We start from the raw sequence: 16,627 nt of genomic DNA, 5'->3' as shown, positions 1-16,627 counted from the left end.
TGTTATGACTGCATTTCAGGTTGTGCCGATAACCAGTTTGCCATTTTGCAGTATTGCTCAACAGAAATATTCTCTGCACGTGTACCTGGGTCGATACCCAGTTCTGTGAGCTGTTCTACAGTGAAAAGGTCACCGAGGCTATTACGGATAGTTTTACGCCGTTGGTTGAAAGCCTGAGTTGTGATCCGACTCAGCATACGAATATTTTTGACCGGGTGAGGTATGCTTTTGTGCGGTATCAGACGTACAACTGCTGAATCGACTTTAGGGGCCGGAGTAAACGAGGTTGGTGGTACTTCCAGCACAGGGATAACCCGACAATAGTATTGGGCCATGACACTCAAACGTCCGAAAGCTTTGCTGCCGGGGCCGGCTACCAAGCGGTTTACTACCTCTTTTTGCAGCATAAAATGCATATCAGCAATAGCATCAGTATAGCTAAAAAGGTGAAACATTAACGGTGTGGAAATATTATAAGGTAAATTACCAAAAACCCGCAGAGGCAACTCTCTTTGCTGAGACAATTCGCTAAAATTAACGGTCATTGCATCTTGCTGGATAATGGTCAGCTTATCTTTTAATTGCGGATGAACTTGCAGACGTGCAGCTAAATCGCGGTCAAGTTCAACCACGGTCATTTTATCCATGCGCTCACCAACCGGTTCTGTCAATGCGCCAAGACCGGGGCCGATTTCTAGCACTGCCTGGCCTGGTAGTGGATTGATAGCAGTAACAATACTATCAATGACAAACTGATCGGTTAAAAAGTTTTGCCCGAAGCGTTTACGGGCGAAGTGCCCTTGGTGGACTCGATTATTCATTACTGTTCTGTATCATTTTAATTGCTAAATTCAATGCGGTGATAAAGCTTCCCACATCAGCTTGACCTGTACCAGCCAGTTCCAATGCTGTGCCATGATCGACAGAAGTACGGATAAACGGCAGGCCTAACGTAATATTCACAGCTCTGCCAAAACCTTGGTATTTTAACACGGGTAATCCCTGATCGTGATACATTGAGAGAACGGCGTCTGCATGTTGAAGATATTTAGGTTGGAACAGGGTATCTGCCGGCAAAGGTCCTTCTAATATCAGACCTTCTGCTCTCAGACTTTCTAACACGGGAATAATGACATCGATCTCTTCCCGCCCCATATGACCGCCTTCTCCTGCATGGGGATTCAGACCACAAACATAAATACAGGGTTTTGCCAGGCCAAACTTTGTTTTTAAGTCATGGTTAAGGATCGTGATAACTTCCCGCAGACTATCGGAAGTGATGGATTTTGGCACATCAACAATGGGCAGATGAGTTGTTGCCAGAGCAACCCGAAGTTCTTCTGTTGCAAGCATCATGACAACCCGCTGACATCCACTGCGATCAGCAAAGAATTCGGTATGGCCGATAAAAGGTACGCCGGCGTCATTGATATTCCCTTTATGAACCGGTCCTGTGACTAACGCTGAAAACTCTCCATTCAGGCAACCGTCGCAGGCTCTTGCCAGGGTTTCAGTCACATATCTGCCGTTTTCCTGCTTCAACTCGCCGGCGATTGCCGGTATATGAAGAGGAACTGGCAGTATACTCAAGGTGCCGGCAGCCTGGGGTTCGGGTATTTTATCCGGCGAATATTCTAATAATTGTAAAGGCAAATTGAGTTGCCTGGCTCTGTCCAGCAGCAAACTGGGGTCTGCGCAGGCGACTAGCTGTATTGGCCAGCTTTGTTGAGCAAGAGCGACAGTCAAATCGGGTCCAACCCCGGCCGGTTCGCCGGGGGTAATAACAATAGGTTTATTGTTGTGCATCGCTGCCATCTAAAATTTTCACATAAGCTGAGGCGCGTTGTTCCTGCATCCAGCTTTGTGCTTCTTCGGTGAATTTACGGTTAAATAACATACGGTAAGCTCGATCTTTCTGAGCGACATCTGTTCTATCCACTTTGCGGGTGTCCAGCAATTGAATCAGATGCCAGCCAAAAGAGGAATGAACCGGTTGGCTGATTTCACCTTTATTCAGTCGCATTAACGCGTCACGGAAGGCGGGATCATAGATATCAGGTGTGGTCCAGCCAAGATCGCCACCACGCAGAGCTGAGCCGGGATCTTCTGAAAACTCTTTCGCGGCGTCAGCGAAATCCGTTTTTCCGCTGCGAATATTACCGGCGATTTGCTGCAACTTAGTACGTGCCTGATCATCGGTCATGACGGGTGAAGTTTTCAGTAGAATATGACGGGCATGAATTTCAGTAACTGCGATTGTTGCATTACCGCCACGGATATCATTGACTTTAAGAATATGGAAACCAACACCAGAGCGGATTGGGCCAACGACGGCGCCTTTCGGGGCTGATTGCAGCTGTTCGGCAAACAGGGTTGGCAGTTCCTGAGGCTTACTCCAACCCATATTACCGCCTTTCAGGGCTTGTGGATCAGCGGAATAAGCGATAGCCAGTTTACCGAAGTCAACGCCATGCTTAAGTTCAGACATAATTTTCTGTACTACAGCCGTGGCTTTTTCCATTTGTGTTTGGTCAGGGTTTTCTGGTAATGGGATCAGAATGTGGCTGATATTCAGCTCAGTATCATAAGTACTCTGGTTGCCAATTTGTTTCGCTAAGGTGTCAATTTCCTGAGGAAGAATGGTGACACGACGGCGAACTTCATTGTTGCGCACTTCTGCGATTATCATCTCTTTACGGATCTGATTACGATAAGTATCGAAATTCATCCCGTCAGCAGCGATACGGAGTTTCATCTGATCCACGGTTATGTGGTTCTGGGCTGCAATATTTGCAATTGTGGAATCCAGAGCCTGATCAGGAATGGCGATCCCCATCTGCTTTGCCATTTGTAGCAGGATATTATCCATAATCAGACGCTCAAGGATCTGATTATGTAGCATTTTCTCATCCGGTATTTGCTGGCCTGCACGTTGCGCATCCAGTTTAACGGACTGTAAGAGGTTGCTGATGTCGCTTTCCAGTACTACCCCATTATTGACAACCGCAGCAATTTTATCCATTTGCTGAGGTGCAGCGAAGGCGGTACTCACTGAAAACATCAATCCGAGAATGAGCGTTCTCCAGTTCTTCATACTTTTCCCATCATATGTAGGTTCCGCAATAGCGGACTTATATTGTTTAATATCAAAGCGTTATTAGCATCAGAATGCACGCTGGTATGGCATGATGCCAGACTCCAACATTTTCTTGCTACCCAGACTATGATTGTTACTTAGGCCTCGGAGTTCAAAGTTAAATGACCATTTGTTGTCATATTCACTATTGTTGTCTTTCCAACCAACGATTTTACGCTCATAACCGACGTTAACCGCCCAGCAGCAAGTGTTGTATTGCAAGCCCACTAACTGACTCGCAGGTTGCTGCTCTTTGGTATCATAGTAGTAAGCGCCAACTAAAGCCCAGCGATCACTTAACGGCCAGCTTGCAACCAGACCAAGTTGAGAAATTCCTTGCTGGAAAGCCGGGGCACTTTTAGCTGTGGCTTGGATATAATCTCTGTCAACAAAACGGTAGCTCAACTGCACAAGCCGGTCTGCATCACGGCGATATTCCAGTACTGTATTCCCCATCGTTACGCTGCCCAGACGGGTATCGTACTGCATACCGCCTTTCAAACCCCAGGAATCATTAATTTTCCAGTAAGTATCACCAGCCCAGGTCATCATACCTGTTCTGTCTTTACTGTTAATGATATTTTCCTCACCGGTGCGTGGACGTTCAAAGTAATAGATTTGACCTAACGATAGGTTAAAACGTTCAACTAAACTTTCATCATAAATGCGGGTAGTGAGGCCGGTAGTCACCTGATTAGCGGATGAAATGCGGTCCAGACCACCATAAAAGCGCTCACGGAACAGGCCGGTATAGTCAGTTTGCAGTAAGGATGAATCGAAGTTATTGATATTATCCTGATTTTTGTATGGCACATACAGATATTGAACCTGTGGTTCCAGCGTTTGAGTGTAATCGCTGTTCAGGTATGTTGAACGCTCAAACACCATTTTGGCTTCACTTTTGAACTGCGGCAGAACCCGGTTAACAGATTCTTTATATTCAGTATTTTCAAGCGCTTTGGGAATATCCTGCTGATAGTGAGTCGCCATCAGCTTAACTTCATTATTTATACTGGCCCAGCCATTGGATAGTGGCAGGTTAATGGAGGGTTCTAAATGCCAGCGGGTTGCTTCCGGATTATCTTTACCTACACTGGTAAATTTTACCGCCTGACCATAGACTTTAAGATCAAGTGGCCCCAGATCGTTTTTGTAATAGTTCAGATCTAACTGTGGTTCAGCTCTGTAGGCTTTTCTATTGGTATCTTTAGAAAAAATCTGGAATTGCTTAGTGGATAAAGTGGCATTCCAGTTTTGTTGAGCATATCCCAGGCTGAATTTCTGTGTGGCATAGCCGTCGGTGGTGGAGCCATATTGAGAACTAAAGTCAGAAAAATATTCAGGATCACTGACTTTGGTATAATCGATATTAAAGCGCCATACCTGATCCATCACACCACTGTGTCCCCAGTAAAATAACCAGCGATTATCGCTCTCTCTGGCGGTACGTGTTCCTGCATTTTTATCTTTGACATACAGATCGTCATTATTCAGCCAGTCGAACGCAAGTGTACCTGAGCCTGCTTTCGTTAAATAACGGAATTCATTATCCAGTTTTAAACCACGTCTACTGATATAATGCGGCGTAATCGTGGCATCATAATTTGGTGCGATATTCCAGTAATAGGGCAGAATAAATTCAACGCCGCTATTTTTGGAATAGCTGGCGTTAGGAATAAGGAAACCGGAGCGGCGTTTAGTGCCGATCGGTAATTGCAGATACGGACTGTAAAATACCGGAATATTCGCCACTCTGAAACGGGCATTCCATATTTCAGCCACTTCTTCTTCGCGGTCGAGAATGACTTCGGAGCCAACAACGCTCCAGCTATCATTACCAGGTAGGCAGGAAGTAAAAGAACCATTATCCAGAATGGCATAACGGTTTTCACCACGCAGTTTCATTTTATCTGCGATGCCGCGTCCCTGACGCCCGACCATCTGATAATCGCCTTGATCCATATCCGTGTCTTTATTATTTAAATTAGACCAGGCGCGTGGACCTTTCAGAATAATGTGGGGGTCGTCATAATGAACATTGCCTGTAGCCGTAACAGTCCTTAACGGAACTTCATCCTCTGTTTGATCAAGTTGTACCTTATCGGCGGTCAGCGTTTTATTACCCTGTTTAATATGGACATTACCGCTGAACTTAGCAGAACGCGGATAATCTGCGCGTGAGTCATCTGCCAGGATATTGACAGGAAGTTGATTTAGATCGCCATTAATTATTGGCTGATCGTAAACAGGTATACCCAGCATGCATTGTGTTGCGAGATCAGCATGTGCATGCTGACTATAAAGTGCGGCCCATACCATTGTGGCCAGCAAAGTTGGATAACATTTCTTCATAGATATTTATGCGGTTCCGTCATCAGTGGCGTTATGCCGGCAAACCTCAAGAGACTAGCGCACTCAATGAGTATGCGCCAGTGTAAAGTCATACCTTTACTTATCTTGCCGTTAGGCACGGAGCTGAATGAATAGTATGATAATGCAAAACTACACTCAGAGCATTGATGAATTGAGGAGTATATGCATTATTGGGGAAAATTGCTTGGGCTGATCTTTGGTGTCATGTCTGGAGCGGGCTTCTGGGGTATTGTCATTGGTCTGTTTATTGGTCATATGTTTGATAGGGCCAGTGTACGGAGAAACCAAGGTTTTTTTGCAAATAATCAGTCCCGCCAGATACTGTTTTTCAGCAGTACCTTTCAGGTAATGGGGCATATTACTAAATCAAAAGGACGAGTGACGGAAACAGACATCCAACTTGCCAGCCAGTTAATGGACCGAATGCAACTTCACGGGCAAGCAAGGACTGCGGCACAGTACGCTTTTCGTGAAGGTAAAGAGCTGAATTTTCCTTTGCGTGAGACGCTGAGACAATTGCGTCGTGCTTGCTTTGGTCGGTCTGACTTAATTCGGATGTTTTTGGAGATTCAGTTGCAGGCTGCATTTTCTGATGGCCAGTTGCACCCGAATGAGAGGAACGTGCTGTTTATCATTGCTGATGAACTTAGGATCTCCCGTAGCCAGTTTGAACAATTTCTTGCCATGATGGAAGGTGGTCGCCATTTCGGTGGTGGTGGAGAGTGGCAGCAACAGCAGTATGGCAGCTACCAGAGAGCCGCTCAGGGGCCAACACTGGCGGACGCTTGTAAGGTGCTGGGTGTGAGTGAAAGTGATGACGTGACAACAATTAAGCGTACCTATCGTAAACTGATGAGTGAACATCATCCTGATAAGCTGGTGGCAAAAGGTTTACCACCGGAAATGATGGAGATTGCTAAACAAAAAGCCCAGTCAATTCAAGCTGCTTATGATCTGATTAAAAAAGATAAAGGTTTTAAGTGAGCCATTTTTTCTTTTTAAAAACACGCTATTAAACATATAGGGGAGTAAAGTCCCCTACTGTCATTGAGTTTATTTTTTATTTCTTTAAAATATTAGAAAATTTTATGTATTTTTTACTTTAAATAAATGAGGAATGAAAAAATGGCAAGTATCCGTATTCTTTCGGGTTATTTTGGCTTGGCCTTGTGCCTGATATTGGCTTCATTGGATTCGGTTACCGTATTTGTCTATTAATTAAAAATCGGCTTTACACTGAAAATGCATTGGGGCTCCATAGGCCGGATGGGAGATATAGAGCTCCTGTGCATGTAATTGCAGGCGAGGTGCCATTGCTCTTGCCTGCTGATGAGCGTAAAACCGATCTCCCAGAATAGGATGCTCAAGTGCCAGCATGTGTACCCTGAGCTGATGTGAACGACCTGTTATTGGTGAGAGTTTTACCCGGGTCACTTCATCTTCGTAAGCGAGTACTTCGTATTCAGTTTGAGCTGATTTGCCGGTTTCAAAACAGACTTTCTGCTTTGGTCGGTTCGGCCAGTCACAAATCAGTGGTAGATCGACAATGCCGGTTTCTGGTTCCAGATGTCCCCAAACCCGTGCAATATAGGTTTTTTTCGGTTCCCGTTCACGGAATTGGCGTTTCAATTCACGCTCTGCGTCTTTGGTCAATGCAACTGCCATTACGCCGCTGGTTGCCATATCCAGCCGGTGGACAGATTCTGCTGTCGGAAACTGCTGCTGTATCCGCGTCATAATGCTGTCTTTATGTTCTTCTGCCCGGCCAGGAACAGAGAGTAGCCCACTGGGTTTATTGATCACAATGATGTGTTGATCCTGATAGAGCACATGTAGCCAGGGATCGGTGGGGGGGTTATAAGCTTCCATTGAGGCTCCGGTAGCAGAATATCAAGGGAGGTGGGGGAATGGGGGTCGGTGAAGAGCTCCCCATCCCGGTCCAGCCTCTGGGTATTTCTAATACTTACTGGTGTGTGACAACAACAAGGCGGATAGCATCCAGACGCCAGCTTGCCTGATTCAGGTTAAGCAGTAACTGTTGACGATTAGATTCAATCGCTTCCAACTCATCATCACGAATATTCGGATTGACGGCTTTAAGTGCTTCCAGGCGGGAAAGTTCAACAGTGAGTTTTTCATCAGCTTCCTGTTTCGCTTGTTCAATCAATGATTGAGCCTGTGTTTCTATCAAACCTTCTGCCTGTTGTAAAATAGCGTGAACTTCTTTTTGTACCGCATTAACCAGTTTACTCGCAGTATGACGATTAACTGCGTTAAGCTGGCGGTTAAAGCTTTCAAATTCCACCTGACCCGCCAGATTGTTGCCTTTCAAATCCATCAGTACCCGCAATGGTGTTGGTGGCAGGAAACGGGTCAATTGCAGATGTTTTGGTGCTTGTGCTTCAACCACATAAATCAGCTCTACCAGCAGGGTTCCAACGGGTAATGCTTTATTTTTCAAAAGAGAGACAGCACAGCTGCCGGTATCACCGGAAAGGATAAGATCCAATCCATTACGGATAATCGGGTGTTCCCAACTGATAAACTGGGCATCTTCACGGGACAGTGCTTGTTCACGATCGAATGTGATAGTACAGCCATCTTGTGGCAGTCCTGGAAAATCCGGAACCAGCATATGATCGGATGGTGTCAGCACTATCATGTTGTCGCTGCGATCTTCTTGATTGATACCAACGATATCAAACAAGTTGAGAGAAAAATTCACTAGTTCAGTATCATTATCATACTTTGCAATTTTTTCTGCCAACTGTAAGCCATGTTCTCCGCCATTGGAGTTCATTTCCAGCAGCCGGTCACGGCCTTGCTCCAGTTGTAATTTGAGCTGCTCATGTTGTTGGCGGCATTGCTCAATAAACTCACCAAATTTTTCCTGTTCATTTGGTTTGGCAAGATAGTTCAGCAGCGTTTCATAATAGTTATCGTAGATAGTACGGCCAGTTGGACAAGTGTGTTCGAAAGCATCCAGACCTTCGTGATACCACCGGATCAGAACGGCCTGTGCGGTATTTTCCAGATAGGGCACACTGATTTGGATATCACGGCTTTGGCCGATACGATCCAGACGTCCGATGCGTTGTTCCAGTAAATCCGGGTTGAATGGCAAATCGAACATGACTAACTGGTTGGCGAACTGGAAGTTACGGCCTTCTGAGCCAATTTCGGAGCACAGCAACACCTGTGCACCCTCTTCTTCAGAAGCAAAGTAGGCTGCGGCGCGGTCACGTTCAACCAGTGATAATCCTTCATGGAAAACAGCACCGCGAATGCCTTCGCGTTCACGCAGTACCTGTTCCAGGTGCAGAGCTGTGGTTGCTTTAGCACAAATGACCAGCACTTTTTCATCACGGTTTGCGGTTAGGAAACCCAGTAACCATTCTACGCGGGGATCAAAATTCCACCATGTGGCGTTTTCGCCTTCAAACTCCTGATAAATCTGCTCTGGGTAAAGCATATCCCTTGCGCGTGATTCCAGCGATTTTTTAGCGCCCATAATGTCGGAAACTTTAATGGCTGTTTGATATTGGGCTGGCAGAGGTAACTTAATCTGATGCAGTTCCCGATGAGGAAAGCCTTTCACACCATTACGGGTATTACGGAACAGAATACGGCTGGTACCGTGGCGATCCATCAGCATGGAAATCAGTTCACGACGTGCGGTTTCACTTTCATTACTATTACTGTTGGCTGCTTTCAGCAGAGGCTCAATATCCTGCTCACTAATAAGCTCACCCATCAGATTTAATTGATTATTGTTAAGTTGTTCGCCAGATAACAGCAGAGTTACGGCATCGGCAACCGGGCGGTAGTTTTGTTGCTCGTCAATAAAAGCCTGATAATCATGAAAACGGCTTGGATCAAGCAGGCGCAGGCGGGCAAAATGACTTTCCTGTCCTAACTGTTCTGGTGTTGCGGTCAGCAGCAGTACACCCGGGATCTGTTCAGCCAATTCTTCAATAACCTGGTATTCTCGACTTGGTGCATCTTCACTCCAGGCCAGGTGGTGAGCTTCATCCACCACCATCAGATCCCAATTGGCTTCAAGCATATGCTCAAAACGTTGTTTATTACGGCGGACAAAATCCAATGAGCACAGTACCAGTTGTTCTGTTTCAAATGGATTATCGCTGTCATGTCGAGCTTCGGTATAGCGGCTGTCATCAAACAGGGCAAAACGCAGATTGAAACGGCGCAGCATCTCTACCAGCCATTGGTGCTGAAGACTGTCTGGTACAATAACCAGAACACGTTCAGCGCGACCTGCCAGCAGTTGCTGGTGGATGATCATTCCGGCTTCAATGGTTTTACCCAAGCCGACTTCATCCGCCAACAATACCCTTGGAGCGTGGCGTTTGCCTACTTCATTAGCAATATGAAGCTGATGGGGGATCAGGCTTGCGCGGATACCCCGTAGACCACTTTCAGCCAGTTTAAATTGTTCGCTTTGATATTTACGGGCGCGAAAGCGCAAGGCAAAGCGATCCATGCGGTCAATCTGACCGGCAAACAAGCGATCCTGTGGCTTGTTGAACGTGAGTTTGCTGTCGAGGAACACTTCGCGCAGACTGACATTTTCTTCCAGAGTATCAAGACGTGTACCTGTATAAATAATCAGACCATTCTCTTGCTGGACTTCATCCACTTTGAGTTGCCAGCCTTCATGGCTGGTGACAACATCCCCCGAGTTAAACATAACGCGGGTAATAGGAGAATCATTGCGTGCGTAAAGGCGGTTTTCACCGCTGGCAGGAAAAAGCAAAGTGACCATTCGTGCGTCTAATGCAACAACGGTTCCTAATCCAAGTTCGCTTTCTGTATCGCTGATCCAGCGTTGACCGAGGGTAAATGGCATAAATTTTGACTCAGTTTCTGTTAGATAAATGTTATTTATAGGTGAAGGACGACAGCTTTTATTTGATCTAACGAAGATAATGGGCAGATAGCAAGATGCCCGCAAATCGCCTTATCACTCGTTAAAGGGGCGATATGTTAATGGAAGCAAAGCCGGTCGTCACCTGCAAAAAATAGTAATCAACCAAAAGGCATTACCATCTGTCCGGTGAGTAAAGTTATAAAATCATCCTGTAAAAATGGCAGGATAGCATCAGCGATAGGCTGAAGTTGTTTATTGATATAGTGATCATAGTCCGGTGATGAATGCTGATTTTCCAGTGGTTCTGGCCCGGATTGTGTCATGACATAGCTTATCCAACCCCCATTTTGGTACTGCAAGGGCCGGTTATGTTGCAGATTGTATTCATCTGCCAGCCTTGCTGCCCTTACATGGGGTGGTATATTGCGCTGATAGTCAGACAGCTTACGGCCCAACCTTTTACGGTAGATGAGTTTATCATCAAATTTTCCTTTTAGGGTACTGGTAACATAACCACGAATAAATTCCTGATAAGGCTGCTCATGAAAAATCAGTGAATACAGTTGCTTCTGGAAATCTTGCGCCAGAGGTGTCCAGTCGGTGCGTACCGTTTCCAGACCTTTATAGACCATGCGGTCACCACTCAGACCGGCATAACGTTTTTTACTGCCTTGTTCAGCACCCCGGATGGTTGGCATCAGGAAGCGGCGATAGTGAGTTTCAAACTCCAACTCAAGGGTACTTTTAAGCCCAAAATGTTCTTGCAGGTACTTTTGCCACCATTGGTTAACGAATCGCGCAAGTTCTTTACCGATGCTGAGAGCCAGTTCTTCTTCATGTACCTGTTTTAGCCATATAAAGATAGAATCTGTATCACCGTAGATAACTTGATAATCTTGAGATTCAATCAGCTTTCTGGTCTGGAGCATAATTTCGTGGCCGCGCATAGTAATGGAAGACGTCAGACGCGGGTCGAAGAAACGGCAGCCCTCCGCCCCAAGAACACCGTAGAAAGCGTTCATGATGATCTTCAATGCTTGTGACAATGGGGCGTTCTGCTGTTTTTTTGCTGCGTCACGTTCATGCCAGATTTGCGTCACGATATCAGGCAGACAGTGCTGAGTACGGGAAAAGAAAGCGTTGCGAAAACCGGGAACCGCATGTTCGCTGTCCGGCTGTGCCAGACCTTCCACCATACCGACAGGATCGATAAGAAAAGTGCGGATAATCGAGGGATACAGACTTTTATAATCCAGCACCAGCACTGAATCATACAAGCCGGGGCGAGAATCCATCACGAAACCGCCAGGGCTGTTATCTTCGGGCCTCCCACGAGGATTAGGGGCGACATAACCAATGCGGTGCATTCTTGGCATGTAAAGATGAGTGAAAGCCGTGACTGAACCACCACTGCGATCTACGGCGAGACCGGTAACTGTTGCCCTTTCCAACAGGAACTCCATTAAGTGGGTTTTATCGAAAATCCGGTTTACCAGAATACAGTCTTGCAGATTATATTGCGCCAGTGCGGGCTTATCTTGCTGGAAACGGCGGTCAATCTCATCCATACGCTGATAGGGTGTATCAATGGCTTTACCTTCGCCCAATAGTCCTTGTGAAACATACTCCAGACTAAAAGAAGGAAAACTCCAGGTCGCGGTTTTCAGTGCTTCAATACCATCAATAATCAACCGGCCGGCGGTGGAAGCGAAAAAGTGCCCCGGTTTAAAGCCGTGCTCCCGCCACTCCAGTAACCCTCCGGCCCGTCCAAATTTCAGTGGAACACCGTAGCGTTCAGCATGTTTTTGTAAAATCCGCAGATCGAACTGAATCAGATTCCAGCCAATAATGGCGTCAGGGTCATATTTTTCCAGCCACTCGTTGAGTCTTTCCAGCATTTGTGGACGACTTGTTACATATTCCAAATCAAAATTTATCGGTTGCTCATTACCGTTAGCAGAGCCAAGCATAAATACTTTTTGCTGATCACACCCTGCCAATCCAATGGAATAAAGTTCTCCATGCTGGCTGGTTTCAATATCCAAGGATACCCATTTCAATGTTGGGCGATAAGCTGGGTTGGGTTTCATGTGATAGCCGCCATTAGGTGCTTGACTGAACCAGATGGGAGCAGTGATAAAACGTTCCATCATAAACCTATCTGGTGGACGGATATCTGCTTCATAAACCTGAATTTCCTGTTGCTGTAGCACTTTCTCAATCCGTTGTAATTGGCGATATTGCTGGCAATAAAGCGCGGCAACAGGCTGGCGATTGAAATCTTTTAATGAAAGTGGGCGGAGATAGTAGTTGCGCTCTTGTGCCAGAATTTTTTCCACCTGCGGCATATTGGCTTGCGGGATAAAAGCAACAGCTTGTTGGTGAAGAATTTTTATATGACGTGGCCCCTGATCTGTCACCAGCCAGTATTCCACCTCAATACCCGAGGGAGTATCCCGCCAGTGGCGTGTCAGTATAAAACCTTGTTCAGCATGATTCTGTTGCATATAGAGGCTGGCGCTTATATTTGTTGAAAATAAACACAATTATAGCATTGGATAATGGTTATTTATACAGTTGTCTAAATGATCTCTTTATGACAAAGAGCGGAAAATAAAATAGATCTAATAGGATAGGCAGGTGTTATTGAATATATCTATGGGAGTATAGTAAGATAAAACGTATTACATTTGTTTTTATCAATACGTTTTTAATATTATATAGCTTTATTCTTATATGTATTTCTATAATTCCATACTACCAAGAATTAAAGTTACAGTAATAATGGATAATAACGTAGTCCATGTGATAATAGAGGCCATTGCCTCATGGTCACCACCCATTTGTCTGGCTAATATATAAGCATTACCGGCACAAGGCACGGCGGAATATAGAATAGCAATATTTGCAGGCACGCCTGATGAACCTAAATATTTAATTATCAAGATAGTGATAAGTGGCATGACAACCAGCTTGAGTATTGTTGCATAGGAGATCGAAAGTAGCTTTTTTATATGCATACTGATGATCAATCCAGCGCCTACAGACATTAAGCTTAATGGTGTGGCCGCATTGGATAGATAGATAAAAAGTTGCTTAATTGAGCCAGTAATATGAATGTCAAAGAAGTTTAGTAACACACCAATGATTGCGCCAATGATGAGTGGATTTTTAGCTAATGCAAGAATAGCACTACTGAGGCTTTTTTTACTTCCACTACCATAATGATTCATTACCAGTACACTCATAATATTAGTAATAATTATCATATAGGCTACAAAAAATCCAGATAATGCAACGCCTTCACTGCCGAATAGTGATTGTGAAAGGGCGATAAAAACATATGAATTATATCTTACTCCACCTTGGAAAATAGAGGTAAATAGAGCAGGTGTAGTATTAAAGAAAAATCTACCAGAGAAAATAATAATGGCGATTATTATTGTGGAGCTTATTGTTGATACTATTGGGTAGAAATTGTCAGTTCCAGAAAAATTAGCTTCACTAATGTCTAAAATTAATAAAGCAGGAAAAAATAGATAGTAAACAAATTTATCTGAGAAGTTCCAGAAATTAGAAACATCTTTTACGTATTTTTTAGATAAGAAACCAAGAATAATTAGTAGGAATATAGGAAGAATTGAAAAGAAAACATTTAACATCTGAAGACCCTTGCGGATCTTACTGGGTGAATATACGAATCACCACCAGTAGGATCGTAATCAATTTTATTTAATGCTAAAAAGAGGTTATGTTTTTCTTGCGTGGTTAATTGAAATAAACTCTGATAATCCATTTATTATTCGTTTTTAAAACTAAAATTAACAGATAGTGTGATGTTAATCACCTTAAATCAAATGATTAAATTTGATTTTTTTGTAACTATTAAGATGCGATAGCATTATATTTATAATAGATAATGATTCTAGTAACTTGAACGCCTAAGATTTAAGTTAAATACATTGATGTACACTAAATAACTTTCCAAAATAGTGCTCCACTTCGTACAACGCTTTGTGTAGCAAGGGTTGTGCGCTATGCATAGCAGAGCGATAAGTTAGTGCTGCCTATCAAGCATCAGACTTGCACTACTCGGACATTAATCAAATAGACCAACTGTATCGGTATTATGAAAAGCTATTTAGCCGACTGAAAACAACACCGAAAAATAACTTCCTTAAATTTCAACAGATTTTACCCACATCAAAAATCCGTTCAATCGCTATGGGTCTGGTGGAAATAGAAGGAAAAATAACAAATGGAAAACAATTCAAAAGTCCACTGAGTAAAAAGTTATGCTATGGTTATCGTTATTATGAATATGATGTCAGCAGGGATTCTGAAGGCAGCAAACGTTATTCTCTGCGCCATTCGGAAGAAAAAATCAGTCAGTTCACTTTAACCGATGATTCAGGATCAGTCCGTATTGAGGCAACACCAGAGGCGCTGACATTTGTGAATTTTTCTCCTTATCAGAATTATGAAACCAATTCCATATCTTACCAAGAATACCTGTTATTTCCAGATGAAGAATATCTCATTATTGGTACAGCGGTTGAAAAAGACGATCAGGTTGTTATTACTCAGACCGCTCCTCATCAATTACTGGGGATTACTTCGACGAGATATTTAGAAATCTGGAATGAAGTTGCACCAATGCGCCGTAATCTTGCGATTACCGTCATTAGTGCAGCAATATTAATTGCCTTTATTCTGACTGTTCCCTATAAATATCACTCTCATCATTTAACGGTTTTTTATCGTGAATCTCCGTTATTGCAATGGTTATTTTAGAGATATAGCAATGGATAAATATATTCTCTCTTTTCTTATTCTAGCCATTATTCTGCTTGTCACGGTTCGTTATCTCCTGGGGATTTTTAATAAAATTGTCATGCTAAAAAAATACCGGGATAAAGCATTCGCTAATATTGATGTTTTACTGAAAAAGCAGGCTGATTTAATTCCACAGCTTATCACAATCGCGGAACAGGCAATGATCCATGAAAAATCATTCTTTCTGCAACTATCAGCAGTCAGGAAAAATTATCTCGGTACAAAAATAATCGATGAAAAAGTGAAGATAGGTAATGCATTAGAACATCAGTTGTCGTTATTGCTGATGCTGGCAGAGAATTATCCGACCCTAATCAGTCAACCGACTTTTCAACATTTGCAAGCGCAGATTACTCTGCTGGAAAATCAGATTGCAGACAGACGTGAATTCTTTAATAAAAGCGTTGCCCTTTACAATATGGGTATCAAGCAGTTTCCCAATATAATTTTTGCCCGGATATTAAGATATAAACCCAGTTCGATGCTGAAACCTATGCAAGGATAAAGTCCATGTTTACCATTCCATTTGATTTATTCGGATTTGTTGATGCTATCCGTAGTAACCACGGTATTTTAATAACCATTGCGATTTTTGGCCCTATAGGTATGATACTCTGCCTAAGTCCCTTTATCTATACGCGGGGAATTAGCCAGGTTATTCAAACACTGGCTATCAGTTTATTAACCTCTGTCTTTATCAATTTACTCTGTGTCGTTGTCATCTATTTAACCTTCACAGAAGATATTATCCGCCTGTTTTGGAGCCTAATTGTTGTCCAGACGGCCTGTCTGTCTTTTTGGTTTATCAATAAAAAAGCGGTGCTTAAACTGGCTGGACAGTTTGGAGCCATACGTCAGCGACATCCGGAAACCGAAACTAAAACTGAAACTGAAAAGCAAGGTGAAGAAAAAGAAAAAAAAGCGGGAAAAATAAATTTATATTTATTTAATCACAGTACGGTTTCAATCAGCAAAATATATTATATTAAATAGGTTGGTGTTATTTTCATATAATAGTTTGGTTTTCTTGGGGGGAATTTAGGGGGAATATTAAAATAAATATCTTGTAATATTTTCCCTACCCTTTAGATTTATGGTTATCATTTTTCACAGCTTTTACCAACGGAGAGCAATAACAAATCTCATCGAGAGAAACGTGTAAAATTATCGGTCACTCCGTTCCCTCAGTTCAACGTCAAACTCGTCAAATATTGCCGTCAATCCTGCTTTAATTTATACCCAATAGATTTCAATTTGCAGCGCGGCGGCAAGAGAACGCATCCCCAGTCACATAGATAACTCTGTGACCGGGGTGAGTGAAAGCAGCCAACAAAGTAGCAACTTGAAAGATGAAGGGTATAAAACCGCCAGATTAGACACCATTATGCTTA

Annotated in this window: 12 protein-coding genes; 4 read left to right on the top strand and 8 right to left on the bottom strand. The window is 43.5% G+C overall.

Annotated features, from left to right (window positions below):
• Positions 1-2: 2 nt before the first annotated feature.
• The 4 genes from rsmA to lptD form a co-directional block, all read right to left on the bottom strand.
• Positions 3-821: a 16S rRNA (adenine(1518)-N(6)/adenine(1519)-N(6))-dimethyltransferase RsmA gene (gene rsmA / locus ACUN2T_RS22920; protein ID WP_445495211.1), complete on the bottom strand. Its 819-nt coding sequence runs from the start codon at positions 819-821 to the stop codon at positions 3-5.
• Positions 814-1,806, bottom strand: a complete 993-nt coding sequence (gene pdxA, locus ACUN2T_RS22915; RefSeq protein WP_445497962.1) for a 4-hydroxythreonine-4-phosphate dehydrogenase PdxA — start codon at positions 1,804-1,806, stop codon at positions 814-816. Before pdxA ends, rsmA begins: the two co-directional genes overlap by 8 nt.
• Positions 1,793-3,094: a peptidylprolyl isomerase SurA gene (gene surA, locus ACUN2T_RS22910; protein WP_445495210.1), complete on the bottom strand. Its 1,302-nt coding sequence runs from the start codon at positions 3,092-3,094 to the stop codon at positions 1,793-1,795. The genes pdxA and surA overlap by 14 nt, the downstream gene beginning before the upstream one ends.
• Before the next feature lie 69 nt (positions 3,095-3,163).
• The gene (lptD, locus tag ACUN2T_RS22905; protein WP_445495209.1) at positions 3,164-5,488 is read right to left on the bottom strand and encodes an LPS assembly protein LptD; all 2,325 of its coding nucleotides are present in this window, start codon (positions 5,486-5,488) and stop codon (positions 3,164-3,166) included.
• 183 nt (positions 5,489-5,671) lie between these two features.
• Here lptD and djlA point away from each other — a divergent pair, with 183 nt between their 5' ends.
• On the top strand, positions 5,672-6,493 hold the full coding sequence (djlA, locus tag ACUN2T_RS22900) for a co-chaperone DjlA (RefSeq protein ID WP_445495207.1): 822 nt from the start codon (positions 5,672-5,674) through the stop codon (positions 6,491-6,493).
• Positions 6,494-6,727: 234 nt separating this feature from the next.
• Here djlA and rluA read toward each other — a convergent pair whose 3' ends face one another.
• The 4 genes from rluA to ACUN2T_RS22880 all read right to left on the bottom strand — a co-directional run bounded on the left by rluA (position 6,728) and on the right by ACUN2T_RS22880 (position 14,062).
• Positions 6,728-7,378: a bifunctional tRNA pseudouridine(32) synthase/23S rRNA pseudouridine(746) synthase RluA gene (rluA, locus tag ACUN2T_RS22895; RefSeq protein ID WP_445495206.1), complete on the bottom strand. Its 651-nt coding sequence runs from the start codon at positions 7,376-7,378 to the stop codon at positions 6,728-6,730.
• 94 nt (positions 7,379-7,472) lie between these two features.
• Entirely contained in the window at positions 7,473-10,379 is a 2,907-nt protein-coding gene (gene rapA / locus ACUN2T_RS22890) for an RNA polymerase-associated protein RapA (protein WP_445495205.1), read from the bottom strand.
• 179 nt (positions 10,380-10,558) lie between these two features.
• Complete coding sequence (locus ACUN2T_RS22885; RefSeq protein ID WP_445495204.1) at positions 10,559-12,907, bottom strand: DNA polymerase II; 2,349 nt, start codon at positions 12,905-12,907, stop codon at positions 10,559-10,561.
• 237 nt (positions 12,908-13,144) lie between these two features.
• Positions 13,145-14,062, bottom strand: a complete 918-nt coding sequence (locus tag ACUN2T_RS22880) for an AEC family transporter (RefSeq protein ID WP_445495203.1) — start codon at positions 14,060-14,062, stop codon at positions 13,145-13,147.
• 421 nt (positions 14,063-14,483) lie between these two features.
• On the opposite strand from ACUN2T_RS22880, the gene ACUN2T_RS22875 reads away from it, so the two are divergent.
• The 3 genes from ACUN2T_RS22875 to ACUN2T_RS22865 are packed head-to-tail and all read left to right on the top strand — an operon-like array spanning position 14,484 to position 16,229.
• The gene (locus ACUN2T_RS22875) at positions 14,484-15,194 is read left to right on the top strand and encodes a hypothetical protein (RefSeq protein ID WP_445495202.1); all 711 of its coding nucleotides are present in this window, start codon (positions 14,484-14,486) and stop codon (positions 15,192-15,194) included.
• A 10-nt stretch (positions 15,195-15,204) separates the two neighbouring features.
• The gene (locus ACUN2T_RS22870) at positions 15,205-15,741 is read left to right on the top strand and encodes a LemA family protein (RefSeq protein WP_445495200.1); all 537 of its coding nucleotides are present in this window, start codon (positions 15,205-15,207) and stop codon (positions 15,739-15,741) included.
• 5 nt (positions 15,742-15,746) lie between these two features.
• Complete coding sequence (locus ACUN2T_RS22865; RefSeq protein ID WP_445495199.1) at positions 15,747-16,229, top strand: hypothetical protein; 483 nt, start codon at positions 15,747-15,749, stop codon at positions 16,227-16,229.
• Positions 16,230-16,627: the final 398 nt, after the last annotated feature.

This window comes from Photorhabdus machadonis, from assembly GCF_052657765.1.
Note: the sequence above shows the minus strand (reverse complement) of the source record. Positions and strands in the feature narration are given on the sequence as shown.

Bases quoted from the DNA above. Each gene is read 5' to 3' on its own strand.
- rsmA (WP_445495211.1), bottom strand. From the start codon at position 821: ATGAATAATCGAGTCCACCAAGGGCACTTCGCCCGTAAACGCTTCGGG.
- pdxA (WP_445497962.1), bottom strand. From the start codon at position 1,806: ATGCACAACAATAAACCTATTGTTATTACCCCCGGCGAACCGGCCGGG.
- surA (WP_445495210.1), bottom strand. From the start codon at position 3,094: ATGAAGAACTGGAGAACGCTCATTCTCGGATTGATGTTTTCAGTGAGT.
- lptD (WP_445495209.1), bottom strand. From the start codon at position 5,488: ATGAAGAAATGTTATCCAACTTTGCTGGCCACAATGGTATGGGCCGCA.
- djlA (WP_445495207.1), top strand. From the start codon at position 5,672: ATGCATTATTGGGGAAAATTGCTTGGGCTGATCTTTGGTGTCATGTCT.
- rluA (WP_445495206.1), bottom strand. From the start codon at position 7,378: ATGGAAGCTTATAACCCCCCCACCGATCCCTGGCTACATGTGCTCTAT.
- rapA (WP_445495205.1), bottom strand. From the start codon at position 10,379: ATGCCATTTACCCTCGGTCAACGCTGGATCAGCGATACAGAAAGCGAA.
- ACUN2T_RS22885 (WP_445495204.1), bottom strand. From the start codon at position 12,907: ATGCAACAGAATCATGCTGAACAAGGTTTTATACTGACACGCCACTGG.
- ACUN2T_RS22880 (WP_445495203.1), bottom strand. From the start codon at position 14,062: ATGTTAAATGTTTTCTTTTCAATTCTTCCTATATTCCTACTAATTATT.
- ACUN2T_RS22870 (WP_445495200.1), top strand. From the start codon at position 15,205: ATGGATAAATATATTCTCTCTTTTCTTATTCTAGCCATTATTCTGCTT.
- ACUN2T_RS22865 (WP_445495199.1), top strand. From the start codon at position 15,747: ATGTTTACCATTCCATTTGATTTATTCGGATTTGTTGATGCTATCCGT.